Source organism: Brassicibacter mesophilus (assembly GCF_050433385.1).
Taxonomy (GTDB): Bacteria; Bacillota; Clostridia; order Tissierellales; family Proteiniboraceae; genus Brassicibacter; species Brassicibacter mesophilus.
On record NZ_JBNPXI010000024.1, the window covers coordinates 16,092 to 34,370 of the forward strand.

Sequence of the window (18,279 nt, forward strand, 5' to 3'; positions counted from 1 at the left end):
ATAATTCTATTTTTTATATTTACGTTTAATCAGTCATATGGATACATTGTAATATTTTACTAATAGCTTGTCCAGTTTTTCACTCATCTCAAGTATAGTATTATAGTCTAACTTCCCATATTCTCCCACAATCATGTCATTTAAGATTGTTCTGTTTTTTTCAATCAAATATTTGATTTCGCCAAACGAAAAATTTGCATTATTTGTCATTTTTCTCTCAATATCTAACAGTGACATTCGTTTAGCCTCTAAGATATATTTTTTCAGACAGTCCGCATCTTTTATAATTCCTGATACTCTACCATTGCCCCACATACTAGTGTTTTCACTTCTTTTAAATAATTCCATTATCACATTTTCAATAGAACTTACAATAAAATCTGCTTCTAGAGTTGATAATTTAAATAGAACTATAGTAATTTCTTCATTTGTACTATTTAATACAAATGAGCTTTCCTCCGAACTTTTAAATATATAATCGTTTATAATATCGTGTACTTTTTTCATTTTACTTTTAGCTATAGGACGTTTTGCCAAGAGAACACTAAATGTCAATACATTTAGTGATGACAAATAAAATCTCTCAATAATTTCTTGATCATCATAATCTTTTATTATGTTAGATTCATGAAGACACTGCAATTTATTATCTGTCAACACTTCGCCTCCTTAGTATTTCTTAATGGTCTCTATAGGATAATCAATAGCGTTTTGAATGAACGTTCATTCATTTTTTTTTGAAAATAAAGATATTATATTAATATCCTATTTTTTGATACCATTAACAATAAAATCAAATACTTCCTCTTTTGTTTTTCTAAAATCTTCTTCCTTGTCTTCGTTCATCCACGCTAAGTGATATCCACTAAAATATATTAGGGACGATACTATAGCTTCATCTAAATCTCGTATTTCACCATTTATTTTTGCTTTTGCCAACATTTTAATAAATGCATCTTTAATCAGATTTACTGATTTTTGAATCCATTCAATTTCATAAAAATATTTTGTCATACTTTCCTTTACTATTGTTCTAACAACTGAAGCATTTTTTTCTAATTCTGATAATTGAAAATCTACTATTTTTCTGATTTTTGTCTCTATAGGAACATCACCTTCTGATATCTCTTTTAATATTGCTTCTCTTTTTTTATATTCAACTTGAAAAATATACTCTAATATAGCTTCTTTATTGTTAAAATAATTATATACAGTGCCTACTGAAATCTCACCAGCATCAGCTATCATTTGTATTGTAGTATTTTCAAACCCATGTCTAGCTATTAATTCAGTAGCATGCTTATATATTAAACTTTTCTTGTCCATATTTGCTCCTTTGAACTTTATATTTTTTTCAATTACTTCCAATTATATTGTATATATTTTCAACATTTTTGTCAATTATTCTCATTATTTCGACATAATATTTCTAGATAAAAAAATTAGCCAAAATCTATTTTCGGCTAATTTACATTATTACATATATTTATCAGTTGCAATTCCAGTTGAAGAAGCTTTTATAAAGTGCAACTCATTTAAAGCATTAAGACTATGCTTATCTTCTATAACTATTACTTCTTCTCAATTAATACTATAATATATCTACTAATTCAATAGTTTTTAATTGACTAATAACTTCATTGAACCATTTATTTGCTTCTTCATGCCTTAACTTTAACTCGTCACCATCCTTTATGAAATAAAAGTCGTGAAGTCTATTTACTACATCTTCTGGTAAATCATAATATAAATATCTAGATTTAAAATTATATCTAAAAGGTTTATGCCTTATCCTTAGAACTTCTACTAATGGATTTAATGTAAAGTTATTATAGTACGATAATGCCTCCATGTAATTCTTCCTGTAAAGTTCTTTTTCAGTTAAATACTGAAATAATTTAAAGGTATTTTCAAGTTGTTGAACTCTTTCATTTAGTTTCTCAGCAAATTTTATTTTATCTATTGGTTTAATATTAGTTATATTTTTCTTATCAAAATGAACAAAAACATCTCCATGTATTTCTTTTTCTAGAAACTTGCTGGAGCTACTATGTTGTATAGCACAGACATCTATTGCTAAAAATCTGTTCGTATCCTTTAGCTTATATACCTTTTGATAAGCCCCCTGCCAGATTGTCTTAAAAACACCAAACGAATTCTCTATAGGTGATAAAGTTTCTAGAGCATTGTCTACTTTTTTGAAGACTTCCTCTGTTTTATCATCTGCTACATCAATTATTATATCTACATCAGACCATTCGTCAACACGTTTAAATGCTGCTGACCCACACTGCCACATTCCATAGACATACTCTAAAGGCTTCAATGTCTCTATTATGCTCTTTAGAATATCATCTCTTTCCAATACCTTTTTCTCCATACATATCCCCCTATCTCACTTATTAGTTTGATATAATAACACTTTAAAAGACATATTTTATATTCTTCTTTATTAACTAATTTCCTTCACAATATTTATAAATGAAACTTCTTTTTTAGCTTTTCTTTATATTTTTTTGGTAATCTATAGTTTAAATACAATAATAGCAATGCAATCGGTACTAGTTGAATTGCCACTATTATTGACCAAACTAGGTCTATTGTACCTCTGAAATATATATCTAATGATACCTCTATCCCAATAAGAAACAAAGCAATTCCTATCATTATGTACGCAGCAATATTAAGTCCTTTTTTGTGACTCTTTCTATAAAGATATCCGATTATATGTGTTATTGTAAAAGCTAGTAGCACAATTGGTGCACTTATAGAAAAAAACCATTCAATATCTCCACTAAAGCTATCTATGCAAAGTAATAGCACTAATGTATTAACACTTAATCCTAATACTATATAATTAAATCTCGGTATATAACCAAAGAAAATAAATAAGTATCCCCAAGCAGCAATCACAGATACTATGCTATATCTCGACCATGTCAATTCGCCGGAAAATGCTTTGTTTTGAAAAACCATAAGAATACAGCTAGTTAATGCTATAGTCGATATAATGATAAATATGGTATTTCGCAATTCTCTTTGTTCCTTTGGATAAACATTTTCTGCTTTGGGAAATCTATCAGTATCAATCTCTTCCTCAGCTTCTATTTCAGGTATTCTAAATTGGCATAGAGGACATTTTCTTACATCATAATCTACTTCAATACCACATTTTGCACAATAAGGCAAAATAATCACCTCTTTATTCTTGTTATTCTTGATAATTTGTTTCAACTTTTACCGATATCCCCATTTTAATAAGTTTTGTAAAAAATAGTTTTTCAATCTCTGTATTTGTAGTTAACTTTCCAAAATAAATATAAAGACTCTCTTTGAAGCTTAGAGCAGTAATTTTCATTTTATTACCTACACTAGGAGGGGGATAAAATTCAAATCTTTCAATATAATTTTCTAACTCCTTAGGCATGTTGATCTTCCCCAAATTGGAAAAACCGCTTGTATAGTTTGCTTCTCCCCAATATTTGTATATAGATGGCATACCTAAGTCTTTTACTATAATAGGAAAAGCTCTTAGCACAATCCTTTTTTCACTTTTAACATTCCTAGCTATTTGTTGATTAATATATTTTTTATCCACTTGTATCTGCATAAAGTTATGAACATACTTCAGCATCTCTTCAAAACTGTATTTCCCAAGTCTAGGGTCAATATATGGTACTGCAATAACAAAAAAGTTTCTCATCGTTTTTGAAGGATATAATTTTCTTAAATTAATAGGCACATTTAGAACTATGGGCTTTTTCTTGTACCCATGTATATCCATAAACTCTATTATTGTATCAAAGTAAACAGCACACAGAAACTCAGTTAATGTAGCATTATACTTTCTTGCTGTTTTTAATATTTCTTCTACAGGAACTATTCCAGTTAAAATATGGTACGTTCCTTTTTTGGCTAATCTAAAAGGAAAATGAAATGCTCTTATGTAGTTTCTTGGCATTGGTATCTTAGGATCATAGTACTTTATAAATGAATCTTCATATTCTTCCTCATCAGGTATTTCATCATATTTGAAAATTCCTTCAGTAGCTTTAGTTTCTACTCCAAGAAGTCTAAAATATTCGTAGACAAGTGATTTAAGAAAAATAATTGCACCTGTTCCATCTGTAATGCTATGAGAAAATTCTACAGATATCTTTTTTCTATAGTACAGTACCCTAAACAGAAAACTGCCTTTTTTCTTTATATTTAAGTTCATGCAAGGATAATATCTTTCTGGTTCAATTAATGGCATCTTCTCACTTTGATCAAAATAGTACCAGAACACACCTTTTTTTAAATGAACTTTAAAGTAAGGAAATCTTTCCATAATATTATTAAGAGCATCTTGTAGCATATGGGGACTTACCATTTCAGTCAATGTCACCGATACTCTGAATATAGTAGTTACTCTTGTTGATATGATTGAAGAATAGAGTTTACCTGTATTATCTAATCTAAACCAATTTTTTTTACTCATAATCATCATACTCCAAATTTTTTATTATTTAATTCACCAAATTTATAATATACAAGTCTATAAAATTACTACTCAGTTTACTATTATTATTTTCTAATCTAATTTTAATATTTAACTAATATTCCTTTAATTCTATCAGTTTATTATATAAACATACAATAAATTATGTATTGGAGGAATACAGATGCAAATAACACTTGAACAAATTGACTTACTTAAGAAAAGAGCAAATGTGGGCTATAGAGAAGCTAAAGAAGCTTTAGAAAAATGTAATGGTGATATAGTAGAAGCTCTAGCTTATTTAGAGGAACAAAACAGAATAAAGCCAGAAGGAGGGTGTATTAAAAACTCTTCGTTGCTTAGTAAAATCAAAAGTATTATATCTAAACTAAATAAAATAAATGTGATAATAACAAAAAATGATAAAACAATATTAAATATACCTTCTACAGTTGGGATAGTAATAGCTATAATTGCAATGCCATTTACCATCGCTGCTGCAATAGCTGCACTGGTTCTAGGATGTAAAGTAAGACTAGAAAATCATAACGGTGAAGGCTATGACATCAATAATAAGATTGAGAAATTTACTGATACAGTTAATTCAGTAACAAAAAAAGTTGCAGACGAGTTTAAAGATTCGTAATATGGTTTACCTGCTGAAGGTTTTTCAGCAGGTTTATTTTTGTTATAGTTTTCACTAGTAGCCAAAAAGAGTATAATAATTCTAAAAGCTTCTTTTTTAGGAGGTCAAAATGAACAAAGAAAAGATTCTCATAATAGAAGATGAAGTCAAAATTGCAAGATTCATTCAACTTGAACTTGAACACGAGGGCTATATTGTTGAACATGAACAAGATGGAAGATTAGGTCTTGAGAAAGCTTTAAACAAATATTATGACCTTATATTGCTTGATGTCATGCTTCCTTCATTAAACGGGATGGAGGTATTGAGGCGCCTTAGACAAACATCTCATGTTCCTGTAATTATGCTTACTGCTAAGGATGGGGTGATGGATAAGGTAATGGGACTCGATATTGGAGCTGATGATTATATAACGAAACCATTTGCAATAGAAGAACTTCTCGCACGTATCCGTGTAGCTTTCAAGCATAAAAGAGTCAATTCAGTTTCTTCTAATATTATTAAAATAGGTCCTCTTACACTTGATATACAAAAATATTTCGTTACCTTTAATGACGACACTATAGATTTAACTAAAAAAGAATTTGAGCTATTAAAATATCTAATGCTAAACAAAGATCATGTGCTAACAAGAGATATAATATTGGAAAAAGTATGGGGATATGATTATCTCGGAGACACAAACATTGTAGACGTTTACATTCGGTACTTGAGAAGTAAAATTGACGATAAATACAGTAAAAAATTTATCCATACTGTACGCGGAGTGGGGTATCAGTTAAAGTATGAATAATACAAAATTAATACTCAAAGCTTTGTTTCAGTTTATAAAAGCATTATTGTCTATAATTTTGTATATATTAAGGTTTATATTCAAACTGCTAGACAAGATTATTGATGAAATAGTTAACAAGCTAAGATTCTCTATCTCCTTTAAAATAACAGTAACATATGTGCTTATATTTATACTAGTATCTTCAATTATGAGTACAGGAATATACTTTAGCTTTGAATATTATATAAAAACTAATTCTCCAGCAGACTATATTTATGTTTTAGGTGCTATACTATTTGCATTTAACATCATAGGATTAACTTCAATCATATTCATTGGTTCAAGGGCCAGTAAAAAGCTTATAAATCCTGTCAAAGTCATGACTGAAACAGTAAAGGAAATTTCTATAAACGCTCTTGATAAAAGACTAAATATAAGCGGTTCAAAGGATGAGCTTAAAGACTTGGCTAAGACATTTAATGACATGCTCGATAGAATACAAGTTTCTATAGAACAGCAAAATCAATTCGTATCTGATGCTTCGCATGAACTCAGAACACCTATATCAGTAATACAAGGATATGCTAATCTACTAGATAGGTGGGGAAAGGATGACAAGCAAGTACTTGAAGAATCTATTTCTGCTATAAAAAGCGAATCTGAAAATATGAAAAATCTTGTAGAAAATCTATTATTTCTCGCACGCGGAGATAAAAATACGCAGAAAATAGAAAAACAACTTTTCATTATGAGCGAAGTAATCACTGAGGTACTAAAGGAGACAAGGTTAATCGATAATATTCACAGTATCACCAATAAACAAAATGAAAAATATACAATAAAAGCTGATAAATGGCTCATCAAGGAAGCTCTAAGAATCTTTATTGACAATAGTGTAAAGTACACTCCAGCCGGAGGATCGATTAGACTAAATTCTTATATTAAAAATAACAGTGCCATTATAAGCATTGAAGACACAGGAATAGGCATACCTGAGGAAGATCTCCCACATATATTTAATAGATTTTATAGATCTGATAAGTCAAGAACAAAAAAAAGTGGTGGGACAGGACTGGGTCTTGCTATAGCAAAGTGGATAATAGACAAGCACGATGGAAAAATCAATGTATGGAGTGAGGTTAATACAGGAACAGCTATTAGAATTGAGTTACCTATTGAGGAGGTTATCTATAAGTAGTTCTTTGGCGATATAATAAACGCTATAAAAATATTCGTAGTGATGTTTTTCGGGGGCGTGTTATGATATATTTTTCATTGGTTAAATATATTAACTTTCTCAAATTAATCTGTTGTAATGTATGATGCATAAAGAAATTAGTAACTTTATTCCTCTATCCTTTTATAACTTTGTATAGCTAAAATACAACTAATACTTGAGCAATAATCAAAAATCTCCTGAGGATTTAAACTATCTTTTGTATAGATTATAGTCTATTCTCAGGAGATCTTTATATACTTTTCTATTTTAAATCTTTCTTTATTCCTTTATTTAGTATATTTTCATAGTCAATAAATGCATATACATCTTCTCCAAATATTGGATTAACAGCTCTTAGTTCTTCCAAACTTAGTTCCTCAATTGCTTTTTTATTGTCCTCACAATAGATTACTATAGACCCGACAATGCTATGTGCATCTCTAAAGGCTGTTCCCTTGCTTACAAGATAGTCTGCAACCTCAGTTGCATTTAAAAAACCATATTTAACTGCTTTTCTCATTACATCATGATTTACCTTAAGAGTTTTAATCATACCAGACATTATTTTTATACATGACAATACAGTATCAATCGAATCAAAAAATGCTTCTTTATCCTCCTGCATATCCTTGTTATAAGCTAACGGAAGGCCTTTCATCGTTGTTAGTAAAGACATAAGATCTCCATATACACGCCCTGTCTTTCCCCTAATAAGCTCAGCGGCATCAGGATTTTTCTTCTGAGGCATAATACTACTTCCAGTTGAATAGGAATCATCTATTTCAATAAATTTAAACTCCTGGCTACTCCATAATATTAATTCTTCGCTTAATCTGCTCAAATGCATCATTAGAATTGAAAAAGCTGACATAAGCTCTAATAGATAATCTCTATCACTAACTCCATCTAAAAAGTTATCAATAGGCTTACTAAATCCAAGTTCTTTAGCTGTATACTCTCGGTCTATATAGTGTGTTGTTCCTGCTAAAGCGCCACAACCTAACGGACTTTCATTCATAACATCTATAGCATTATTGATTCTTTTACTGTCTCTTTGAAGCATATTAAAGTAAGCCATCAAATGATGCTTGAAAGTTACTACCTGAGCTCTCTGCAAATGAGTATATCCTGGCATAATAACAGGATTCTCATCAGCTGTATACTTTAAGTTTTTCTGTAGCTCTATTATGCTCTCAAATACTTCTTTAGCTTTATCTTTGGCATAAAGTCTCAAATCAACTGCGACCTGGTCATTTCTGCTCCTAGCTGTATGAAGCTTCTTTCCAGCTTCACCAATACGTTTTGTAAGATGGTATTCAACAAAGCTATGGATATCTTCATGCGACTCATCCATTATCAGTTTCTCATTTTCAATATCCTCGAGAATAGATAAAAGACCATCTGTAATTTTGTCTCCTTCTTCCCATGTAAGTAAGTTGCATTTAACAAGCATCTTAACATGAGCTAAGCTACCTTTTATATCCTCTTTGTAAAGTCTTTTATCAAAATGAAGCGAGCTGTTAAAGTCCTCCATTAACTCATTTTCTTCTTTTCTAAAGCGTCCACCCCAAAGTTTCATCTCATACACCTTCCGTTTCTAATAATTTATTATGCCTTAATATTTTCATTTATCTCTAATTCATTCGCTCTGTTATTTTGTAATTTAGATAAAATTAAAACTATCGCAAACATAAGTACAATTGCACCCACTAAGGACACAGCACTTCCTGTTATTCCTGCAACTATATATGATATAAGTGCTGCACTAGCATTCACTAGTGCGTATGGGAGCTGTGTTTTAACATGATCTATATGATCACACCCTGCTCCAGTAGAAGCAAGTATCGTTGTATCTGATATAGGAGAACAATGATCTCCAAAAAGTCCTCCAGAAAGCACTGCACCTATACAAGCATATAAGGGAGCCCCTAGATGGTGTGCCATGGGTATTGCTAAAGGCATCATAATTGCGAATGTTCCCCATGAACTTCCAGTTGCAAAAGACATACATGCTCCTATTATAAATATTAGTACTGGAACAAAGAATACTGGTACTGTGCCATTCATTATCTCAATAATATAGTTTGCTGTTCCCATATTCTTTACTACAGACCCTAAAGACCACGCTAAAACTAATGTAAGAGCTACGTACATCATTTTCTGCATACCAGATATATAGATTTCAAATGCCTCTTGAAGCTTTTTCACCTTATAGTAAGACATCATTAAAATAAGAAGTAACCCTGAAAATAGATATCCAGTACTTAGTGCAACTCTGAAATCATTTCCTCCTACTTTTTTAAACGGGAACCCTAGCGGTACTAGTATCCCAAATAAAGTAACTAATAACACCAATATTGGAAGCCACACTAATATTGGTCTACTCTTTATCCCCTGAACCTCTTTCATTCTTTCAGGCTTTCTCATGGGCTTAGAGTCTGACCAAAACAACTCTCCTGTTTCCTGAACTCTTTTTTCAGCCTTTGACATAGCACTAAATTCTAGTTTAGTAAAAGCTATTAATGGCACCATCAATATAACTAGTATAGGATAAAACTGAAAAGGTATAGCATGTATAAATGCGTCCCAATCTGATGTATTGATACTAAGACTTTCAAATTCTTTTTGTATAAGTCCCATTGCATAAACTCCCCATCCGATAAATGGTACTAGTACTGCAACCGGTGAAGCCGTAGAATCAATGATCCAAGCCAGCTTCTCCCTTGAAACCTTAGCTTTATCAAAAATTGGTTCAAAGATTGGACCAACTATAAGTGGAGTTCCAAGATCAGAGAAGAACACAATTATTCCTCCAAACCACGCTGCAAGCTGTGTTTTTACTCTAGTATTTATGAACTTAGCTGTCTTTTCAGCAAACGCAGCAGCTCCTCCTGATTTCTCCATCAAAGCCACAAACCCACCAATAAATACTAATAGCACAAGTACTCCTGCATTATAGCTGTCTGTAAGCTGAGTAAAAAGATACTCTCCTATCATTGTTTTAGTAGCAGTTATTAACATTCCATTTGATAATATTAAAATTCCTACAAAGCTTCCTAAAAATAAAGAGATAATAACATTTTTAGTTATAATAGCAAAAACAATCGCTAATATTGGAGGAATTAGTGATAAAAAACCCATATGCTCCATATCAATACCACCTTTCTTTAATGTCTGATTAGTATTTATGCTTCAATTCTATGCCATAAAGATCATAAAATTAATTATTATGTTATTATACATTAATAATTTTATTTATGCAATAATAATTATTTTCTAAAGGTCAGTCTTTTTCTTATCTATGTGTTGCACGTTGTTTTCGAAGAGACTCCTTACATTCAGTTGTTTTTTACATCGCCATATTGAATAATTATACAACATGCACATTATTTTGCATTCTTTTTTTCAACGTATAAAAGCCCCCTAATGTAGTTATTTAGCGTCTACAATAGGAAGCTTTTTTATCAATATCCATATCAATAAATGGAGTACATTCTATAATTTTGCTTTTTTACAAAATAGCATTATGATAAAAGAAACTTGTTTCTTTACACTTCTTTCGTCTGCATATAATCACTTTTTTTATTATCTAATATATATAGTCTGTACATGAGTAAAGAACCGAACAGTGACAATATTCCTACTAGAATCCATAGATATCTAATTCCGGTATGCTTTACATAAATACCTGCAAACATCGGTCCAATAATAAATCCTAATTTTCGTATAATAGGAAATATTGAGTTGAATCTGCCTCTATGTGTAATAGGTGTATGATTCGCAATATATACGCTTGTATTTGTTGCAACAATTATTTCTCCTATAGTCCATATAATTGTTGAAATTATAAACATATAGTATGTATTTATAAAAAATATCATTCCGAATCCAACCGCATACAATAGTCCTCCAATAGATATACTGAAAGATGACTTCACATTTTTAGTTAATGATGTAACAATTACTGTAAATATACTACACATCACAGCATTTACTGTCATAAGACTCCCGAATATTGCCGATCCATTGTCCCCAAAAACATCGACGATTTGCAAGGATAAACCAAAATTAAATTGTGAAAATACAATAAAATATATAACTATGATAAATGAAAACATTAATAATGTAGGTCTCTTAATAAGTGCTGTCAATAAGCTGCCCTCTTCTGAACTCTCAAAAGTTTTAGTTTGTGTTTCATGTATTTTTTGTTTATCTGGCATAGTTTCAGGTACGAACATTGCTACAAGTACTACTGATATGAAAGTGGTTATAGCATCTCCAAGAAAAAACCACATTAAGTAGTTTTTATATAAAAAACCTGCTAGTAAAGGGCCTACAGAATATCCTATATTTATTGCCATGTACTCTAATGAAAATGCTGATTTTCTTTGCTCTCCTTCAGTTAAATCCGTAATAATAGTACTAAATATAGGCTGTGAAAAACCAAAAGCAAAGCTTGAAATCATTAATATAGCTGTAATAGTAATTGGATCATTAATAAACGCACATAGTGCATACCCTATACCAGCAGTAGTTCTAAATATTACAAGTATCTTTTTCCTTCCTATTTTGTCTGTAAGCTTACCTCCGATCATGGCCCCTATCATTCCTAATGCTGCATTCACTGCGACTATACTTCCAACTACTCCAATATTTATCCCAATCTTATTCGTTAAGAACATTGTCAAAAATGGTGCAACAAAATTCCCCATGTTATTAACTATTGATGCAAAAAATAATACATAGATGCTCATAGGCAAGCCCTTATAAGGACTAATGTATGCTTTTACCCTACTCATATTCCACCCCCGCTATAAGTATAAAACTTATAATATCTGCCATATATTTATAAGCTATTATATCATATTAACCCTCTATCTTTTTCCATAAATCAACAAAAATATATTTCTGTCAAATATCAGTCTATTATCCGTTGGCTATTTTATGTCACTATTAAAATGCTATTTAAAATATTTGTTAAATACAATATTACATTTACAAAAAACCATTGACAATCTTCAGAATATTTCATATAATGGCTAATAAATTAAGATATACAAATATAGTGAAGGGAAAAGTAAATGTTAGGAAGCTCACAGCGAGTCAGGAGGGGTGAAAGCCTGATAGATAAGAGTAGCATTGAAAGACATCCCAGAATAGATTATCTGAACGTCCCTTAGACAACTAGGATAATACGGTTTTCCCCGTTATAGGAATTGAGAGAACTATTTATAATGGTTAATTAGAATGGCACCGTGGGTATCAATCTCACTTCTTTATAGAAGTGGGATTTTTTTATTCCACACAAATAAAGCATGTGCACACTTTATTTATCGTTCTATTACTATTATATTCAGTTAAAAAGAGTGGTACCGCGGTAAATCGTCTCTTCAATAAGAGGCGTTTTTTTCTTTTTGGGCGCCCTTCTTATACTAAAATTCTTATATTATAAGGAGGTAGTTAATGTGAAAAGAGTATTAGTACATGAGCTTGCTTATCATGTAAATCAGGAAATTATGATTAAAGGTTGGTTACACAGAATAAGAGCATTAGGTAAAATAGCCTTTCTCTTGGTAAGAGATAGAAGTGGTATAGTTCAATGTGTAGTAAATACAAAAGAAATAGATATTAAGGAGTTAAAGCTGGAAAGTGTAATAGAAGTAATAGGAAAGTTGGTTGAAAATCCATCTTGTAAAAATGGTATAGAAATACAGTCATCTGCTATAAACACCCTTTCATTGGTTAAGGAAGACTTACCTATTGAGATTAACAAGGATGAGTTAGAGGTTAATCTTGATGTGATGTTAAATAACAGAGTTATCAGCCTTAGAAACCCAAGAGTCAATGCTATTTTTAAAATTCAAGCATCTCTTGCTCAAGCTTTTTCGAGCTTCTTAATAAGAGAAGGCTTTACTGAAATCTTTACACCAAAAATAGTATCAGAGGGTACGGAAGGAGGTACGGAGCTATTCAAGATTAAGTACTTTGATAGAGAGGCATATCTTGCTCAAAGTCCTCAGTTCTATAAACAGATGATGGTTGGTGCTGGCTATGAAAGAGTCTTTGAAATAGGACATGTTTATAGAGCTGAGAGTCATGATACAAAGAGGCACCTTAATGAATTCATAAGCTTAGACTTGGAAATGGGGTTCATCGAAGATGAATATGAAATAATGGAACTCGAAACAAAACTACTTAAATATATGCTAGAACACGTTCAAGAGACTTGCTGTCATGAACTTAACCTCCTCAGTGTCAATATGCCTAAAATAGAAGGAGAAATAATAAAATTAAAACTATCAGAAGCAATAGAAATTTTGAAGAAAAAATATAATAAATTAAATCTTGAAAAGGATATAGACCCTGAAGGCGAAAAACTAATTTCAAAATATGTTAAGGAAGAATACAACTCTGACTTCGTATTTCTCACACATTATCCACAAGCTAAAAGACCAATGTATACTATGCCGGCTTCTAATGGTGAAACTCACAGCTTTGACCTTATATTTCGAGGCTTAGAAATTACAACTGGTGGCCAAAGAATTCATAGCTATGGACAATTAAGCGATGCCATGATAAACCACGGACTTAATCTAGAAAATTTTGAAGGCTATTTATCTACATTTAGATATGGTATGCCTCCTCATGGGGGGTTAGCTATAGGTCTAGAAAGATTGACAGCTATGTTATTAGGGTTTGAAAATGTGCGTGAAGCAGTATTATTTACAAGAGACAAGCTTAGATTAGTGCCTTAAAACTAAAATGCCAGTGTAGTAAATATATATTTACTACACTGGCACCATCTATGCCTATTTTACATTCAAATAATATGCTATATTCGCATCTTGAGACTTAATGCCCTTTATCTTCATAGTTTTTGAACTCATAATAACAGTAATTCCTGGGCCATGTCCGGACTTTATACAATCACTATGAACCACTACACCAATTGACACAGCTCCTTTTAAATACTGTCGTCCATTTGTATTATCACAATCTCTTAATAGTACTAAATCTCCAAACCTAAGTTTATCTAATCCAAACTCCTTGTTCGCTTCTTCATCACCTGTCATTATATCATAGTCCCCTGAAAACGCAGTTAAACTTCCCACGCCTGAACCCATAAGATATGCAGGAACTTCTGTCACCACAGGAACCTCTATTATTCCATCTTCATTTTCTTTTATTCCTAGATTATCGAATAGGTTAGGATCAATATTCATGCATTTTATATCACTATGGTCTTCTATTTTCAAACCCTGACCATAAGCCTTTATTAGGATAGAATCTCCTATAGCCATTTTTTCCATGTCATCTTCACTGAAATATATAAGTACATGCTCTATCCCGCCATGCATGCCCGTTACATATCCTTTTGCTCCTTTAGCTTCACCAGAAACAACCTTCGCTTCATTTCCTATACATGATAAAAGCATTAAAGCATTGTTTTCATTAACATTATCATTTTTAATGCTAACTCCGGGCTCTATATGGTCTCCTACCCATTCCATGCAAGAATCTCCAATTTTAACATTGTAAGTAATTCCTCCAGTAGCCGGTAGTACTTCAGCTATACCTTCTCTGTTTATTCTAAATGGATTAGAAGATATAGGGCTATGGATCTTACCTTGTACAGATTGCATAACTAACCTTTGCTTGTTCGTTTTTACCACAATATTGCCCCCTTACTTATATTAATGTTTTCTTAAAAGACCTAATACCATTATACTATTAATTCATCGTTAATATAAGCAACCCTTTACTCAAATATACTTTGCAGCTTCTTAACAAAAAATATATCAGCAGGAGCAATATTATAGTAGTTAATCAGCTTCTTATCTACCCATCTGTATTCCGAATGATCAATTAACATAATATCTCCTTTAACTATTTCACAGATATAAGCTATAAGTCTTATTGTCTTGTCATCATATTTGTAAATATTTTCTCCGAAGTAATCTTTTACTTTGATATCAATACACATTTCTTCTCTAAGCTCTCTTTTCAAGCTTTCTTCTGGTGTTTCCCCATATTCTACCTTCCCCCCAGGGAACTCCCAATATCCACCTAAGCTTTTATCTGCCTTTCGTTTTGCTATCATTATTTCACTATTACTATTCATTAAGATAGCTGCAACTACATCTAGCATGTTTTCACCTCTACAGAGTTTCTTTATTCTTGGTTGCCTAGGTCTAATAAAAAATCATTCCATTCTTCAACATAATGTCCTGTAGCCCATTCTGCCATTACCACAGTCTCATTATCTTTCAAACCTATTTTTTGTAATGGTGTTTTTTCTATCTGCCCATTTTGTACTCCATATACTATTATTTCATTTTTAGTGATAACAAGTGCTATATCTTTATTAGGAGAAACATAAGCATCAACAGCTCCTGGAACCCTGTCTTTTATAGATGTCCAAGGGACATATAACTCATCATAGAATATCAGTTTAGATGGAGGTATGATATTTATGCTATAATCAGTCGAAACAATTTCGCTGTCTTCTTTATGATTTATCCTTCCTTTAAAAAACCAATGTCCTAGCTTTCTTTCCAATCCAAAATTATCCAATAATTCTTCGCTATAAATGATGTCTTTTCTATCAATGTTATGCGAGCTTATTGCTTTCTGTATCCCAAGCTTCATTGAGTCAATCCCGTCTTCTCCTAATAAGTCTATCATTCTAACATTCTTCTTGCTTGCAAGACTATCGATAGGTAAAACTTGAAGCTTGCTTTCATACCACTTTTTATCACTATCTTCATATCCACCTTCCCCAATAATCTCAATGGAAACATAGTCGTTTCCTATATAATCAATTCGCTTATATATTCTGCCTATTTTCTCCTTCCATTGAGAACGATCAATGGACATGTTAGGTATCTCATTAATCTCATCAGCCAAGATTTTATATGCATTTAATAAGTCTTCGGTTCTTCCATTTTCAGTTTTTCTATCAAATTCTATTTCCCAAAAACCACTTCTTCTTGGGAATGTTATCCCCTCAATTTCTACAGTAGGATTTACATTTTTGTTTTTTGATGAAATCCATAAGGTTCTGTAGCTATATTCATGTAGCTGATCTAAATTCTTACTATTCTCTTTATCCGCATTGGTACGAAGGCCTATTAGAACACCAGAACGTATAAGGTCATCTTCCTTGTACCCTTGAAAATTATAGTTTTCAGCTTTTTTTTGCTCATCTTCTAGATTAGGACTATAGCCTACTTCATCTGAAACCTTTTTTAAATAGAAATTAAATTTATTAATACTTAAAACGAGCTGTTCATCATTTATTCTAATAATCTCACAAAAAAATTTATCTTTATCAATAACTGTTATAACTTCTATTTGTTCATCAGACAATTTAAATTCTTCTAAAAAAGATTTATGATTGTATAAAAAATATTCTTGCCCATTTACACGCTTAATCTGATATTGTGGATCCTTTAAGAAATAATCTCCCAACACAATATATTCATCAGAAAATCTAAGTTCTTTCCCTAACCATTCATTTACTTGGCTCTCCTCAGTGTTAGAGCCTCCACCGATTATTTCAACAATATTCCAAGTTCCAATAATCGGAAGCTGCTTGTTCTTAGGAGGTGCGATTTTTCGAGTAGAATCCGAGGGCGTAACAGCACAGCCATTTATTAGTAGAGTAGCCAAAATTAGCAAAATAAAAACTTTAATTCTCTTCACTTAACCACGCTCCTGTAAAGGCAATGTAATGACAACTTCAGTTCCATTATTGACCTCACTTTTAATTTCAAAGCTTCCATCCATAAGACTTATTATTTCATCACATATAGACAATCCAATGCCATTTTTTGATTTGCTTGACTTACCTTTATAGAATTTTTCTTTAACTTTAGGAAGCTCTTCAGAAGATATCCCACAGCCCGTATCACTTATGTTAAAAACAAATTCGTTACTCTCAAATCCAGCATTAAATATAACTTTTCCACCTGATGGCGTAAATTTGAAAGCATTATCTAATATGTTTATAAATATTTGCTTTAATCTGTTTCCATCTGAATAAGTCTTTGGTAAGTCATTATCATAGAAAACATGAAACTCAATTTCATCTCTAGTGGCCCTTGGTGTAAGCTGTTTTTTGATATGCTCAATAATGCGACCCATATCAACAATATCCTTTTCAAGAGTAATTTTACCTGATACAAACTTAGAAAAATCTAAAAGCTCCTCAACCATATGAGTAAGTCTATCACTTTCTTTTTCAATGATTTCAAGTCCATCTAGCAGCATTTCCTTAGTATCATGCCCCTGTTTCAAAGTTGCTGCCCATCCCTTAATAGAAGTTAAAGGTGTTCTTAATTCATGAGAAACTGATGATATGAAATCTGTCTTTAGCTGATCCTTTTTTATAATCTCCGATGCCATAAAATTCAACGTATCAGAAAGCTTACCTATTTCATCATCATACTTCTTACGACTCTTAACTTTAAAGTTTCCCAAAGCCATTTTCTCCGCAACAGTAGTTACTTCTCTCAAAGGACCAATGATTGAATTTGCTAATATTATACTTACCAGTCCTGAGATTAAAACTACAATTATTCCAAAAGATATGAAAACTGACGCTATTTTATTGATATTATTATTTACTTCTCTTAATGAAGATATAAATCTTAATGCTCCAACGATTTCATCTCCTGATCTCAAAGGATATGAGACCGCCATGACTCTTTCAGTATCATAATCTACCTTTCCAATCCATCTTCCCTTCTGGCCCTGTAAAGCTTTGGCTACATCCTCCATCTCAGAGATATCAGAAGGTATAACACCTATAGAATCCATTATTACTTTTCCAGATAAATCAATTATTTCAACCTGAGCTTCAGTCTGCTTCCAAAAGGTATCAACATTATTTAATACATTTTCGTGTAGTGTATCATCAGAAAAGTACTGATAATAAAGGTCTGAAGATATCTTAATTTGATTATACAAGTTATCTTCTAAGTTCTTATAGTAGTTACGTCTTACAGTACTGATTAAAAAAATCTCTAAAGCCACTACAGTAATAATTATTATAAACATAAAATTAATTACTAGTCTCTCTTTTATACTTTTCACTCTAGCTCTCCCCTCAAGGACTCTAGCAGACTGCACACCCAGGTTAAGAGATATTCTTAATA

The 18,279-nt window shown here is 31.5% G+C and carries 16 protein-coding genes and 1 other annotated feature; of the genes, 4 read left to right on the forward strand and 12 right to left on the reverse strand.

What is annotated here, in order from left to right; translation table 11 throughout:
* Positions 1-33: 33 nt before the first annotated feature.
* The 5 genes from HNR33_RS18925 to HNR33_RS18945 form a co-directional block, all read right to left on the reverse strand.
* Positions 34-657, reverse strand: coding sequence for an aspartyl-phosphate phosphatase Spo0E family protein (locus HNR33_RS18925; RefSeq protein WP_429086533.1), 624 nt, complete (start codon positions 655-657; stop codon positions 34-36).
* Positions 658-765: 108 nt separating this feature from the next.
* Complete coding sequence (locus HNR33_RS18930; protein WP_429086535.1) at positions 766-1,326, reverse strand: TetR/AcrR family transcriptional regulator; 561 nt, start codon at positions 1,324-1,326, stop codon at positions 766-768.
* Between the two features lie 265 nt (positions 1,327-1,591).
* Complete coding sequence (locus tag HNR33_RS18935) at positions 1,592-2,380, reverse strand: hypothetical protein (RefSeq protein WP_429086538.1); 789 nt, start codon at positions 2,378-2,380, stop codon at positions 1,592-1,594.
* Between the two features lie 95 nt (positions 2,381-2,475).
* Complete coding sequence (locus HNR33_RS18940) at positions 2,476-3,234, reverse strand: DUF6320 domain-containing protein (protein WP_429086541.1); 759 nt, start codon at positions 3,232-3,234, stop codon at positions 2,476-2,478.
* Positions 3,212-4,480: a hypothetical protein gene (locus HNR33_RS18945; RefSeq protein ID WP_429086543.1), complete on the reverse strand. Its 1,269-nt coding sequence runs from the start codon at positions 4,478-4,480 to the stop codon at positions 3,212-3,214. The genes HNR33_RS18940 and HNR33_RS18945 overlap by 23 nt, the downstream gene beginning before the upstream one ends.
* Positions 4,481-4,664: 184 nt before the next feature.
* On the opposite strand from HNR33_RS18945, the gene HNR33_RS18950 reads away from it, so the two are divergent.
* From HNR33_RS18950 to HNR33_RS18960, 3 genes are all read left to right on the forward strand, one after another.
* Positions 4,665-5,126, forward strand: a complete 462-nt coding sequence (locus HNR33_RS18950) for a DUF4342 domain-containing protein (RefSeq protein ID WP_429086546.1) — start codon at positions 4,665-4,667, stop codon at positions 5,124-5,126.
* Positions 5,127-5,235: 109 nt separating this feature from the next.
* Entirely contained in the window at positions 5,236-5,919 is a 684-nt protein-coding gene (locus HNR33_RS18955; protein ID WP_429086549.1) for a response regulator transcription factor, read from the forward strand.
* Complete coding sequence (locus HNR33_RS18960; protein ID WP_429086552.1) at positions 5,912-7,099, forward strand: sensor histidine kinase; 1,188 nt, start codon at positions 5,912-5,914, stop codon at positions 7,097-7,099. Before HNR33_RS18955 ends, HNR33_RS18960 begins: the two co-directional genes overlap by 8 nt.
* A gap of 283 nt (positions 7,100-7,382) precedes the next feature.
* Here HNR33_RS18960 and argH read toward each other — a convergent pair whose 3' ends face one another.
* The 3 genes from argH to HNR33_RS18975 all read right to left on the reverse strand — a co-directional run bounded on the left by argH (position 7,383) and on the right by HNR33_RS18975 (position 11,919).
* Positions 7,383-8,699 carry an argininosuccinate lyase gene (gene argH, locus HNR33_RS18965; RefSeq protein ID WP_429086555.1) on the reverse strand — a complete coding sequence of 439 codons (1,317 nt, stop codon included), beginning with the start codon at positions 8,697-8,699 and terminating at the stop codon, positions 7,383-7,385.
* A gap of 29 nt (positions 8,700-8,728) precedes the next feature.
* Positions 8,729-10,270, reverse strand: a complete 1,542-nt coding sequence (locus HNR33_RS18970) for a Na+/H+ antiporter NhaC family protein (protein ID WP_429086558.1) — start codon at positions 10,268-10,270, stop codon at positions 8,729-8,731.
* Positions 10,271-10,668: 398 nt separating this feature from the next.
* Positions 10,669-11,919 (reverse strand): MDR family MFS transporter, encoded by a 1,251-nt coding sequence (locus HNR33_RS18975; RefSeq protein WP_429086561.1) that lies wholly within the window; start codon positions 11,917-11,919, stop codon positions 10,669-10,671.
* A 257-nt stretch (positions 11,920-12,176) separates the two neighbouring features.
* Positions 12,177-12,399: a binding site (T-box leader), on the forward strand.
* Between the two features lie 186 nt (positions 12,400-12,585).
* Here HNR33_RS18975 and aspS point away from each other — a divergent pair.
* Positions 12,586-13,875: an aspartate--tRNA(Asn) ligase gene (gene aspS / locus HNR33_RS18980; RefSeq protein WP_429086564.1), complete on the forward strand. Its 1,290-nt coding sequence runs from the start codon at positions 12,586-12,588 to the stop codon at positions 13,873-13,875.
* Between the two features lie 54 nt (positions 13,876-13,929).
* On the opposite strand, the gene HNR33_RS18985 is transcribed toward aspS, so the two are convergent.
* The 4 genes from HNR33_RS18985 to HNR33_RS19000 all read right to left on the reverse strand — a co-directional run bounded on the left by HNR33_RS18985 (position 13,930) and on the right by HNR33_RS19000 (position 18,217).
* Positions 13,930-14,793: a DUF4438 domain-containing protein gene (locus HNR33_RS18985; RefSeq protein ID WP_429086567.1), complete on the reverse strand. Its 864-nt coding sequence runs from the start codon at positions 14,791-14,793 to the stop codon at positions 13,930-13,932.
* Between the two features lie 86 nt (positions 14,794-14,879).
* Positions 14,880-15,269, reverse strand: coding sequence for an 8-oxo-dGTP diphosphatase MutT (gene mutT, locus HNR33_RS18990; protein WP_429086570.1), 390 nt, complete (start codon positions 15,267-15,269; stop codon positions 14,880-14,882).
* A gap of 23 nt (positions 15,270-15,292) precedes the next feature.
* Positions 15,293-16,825, reverse strand: a complete 1,533-nt coding sequence (locus tag HNR33_RS18995) for a hypothetical protein (RefSeq protein ID WP_429086573.1) — start codon at positions 16,823-16,825, stop codon at positions 15,293-15,295.
* Positions 16,826-18,217 carry a HAMP domain-containing sensor histidine kinase gene (locus HNR33_RS19000; RefSeq protein ID WP_429086576.1) on the reverse strand — a complete coding sequence of 464 codons (1,392 nt, stop codon included), beginning with the start codon at positions 18,215-18,217 and terminating at the stop codon, positions 16,826-16,828.
* Positions 18,218-18,279: the final 62 nt, after the last annotated feature.

Bases quoted from the DNA above. Each gene is read 5' to 3' on its own strand.
- HNR33_RS18960 (WP_429086552.1), top strand. From the start codon at position 5,912: ATGAATAATACAAAATTAATACTCAAAGCTTTGTTTCAGTTTATAAAA.
- HNR33_RS18945 (WP_429086543.1), bottom strand. From the start codon at position 4,480: ATGAGTAAAAAAAATTGGTTTAGATTAGATAATACAGGTAAACTCTAT.
- HNR33_RS18955 (WP_429086549.1), top strand. From the start codon at position 5,236: ATGAACAAAGAAAAGATTCTCATAATAGAAGATGAAGTCAAAATTGCA.
- argH (WP_429086555.1), bottom strand. From the start codon at position 8,699: ATGAAACTTTGGGGTGGACGCTTTAGAAAAGAAGAAAATGAGTTAATG.
- HNR33_RS18950 (WP_429086546.1), top strand. From the start codon at position 4,665: ATGCAAATAACACTTGAACAAATTGACTTACTTAAGAAAAGAGCAAAT.
- HNR33_RS18975 (WP_429086561.1), bottom strand. From the start codon at position 11,919: ATGAGTAGGGTAAAAGCATACATTAGTCCTTATAAGGGCTTGCCTATG.
- HNR33_RS18970 (WP_429086558.1), bottom strand. From the start codon at position 10,270: ATGGAGCATATGGGTTTTTTATCACTAATTCCTCCAATATTAGCGATT.
- mutT (WP_429086570.1), bottom strand. From the start codon at position 15,269: ATGCTAGATGTAGTTGCAGCTATCTTAATGAATAGTAATAGTGAAATA.
- HNR33_RS18935 (WP_429086538.1), bottom strand. From the start codon at position 2,380: ATGGAGAAAAAGGTATTGGAAAGAGATGATATTCTAAAGAGCATAATA.
- HNR33_RS18930 (WP_429086535.1), bottom strand. From the start codon at position 1,326: ATGGACAAGAAAAGTTTAATATATAAGCATGCTACTGAATTAATAGCT.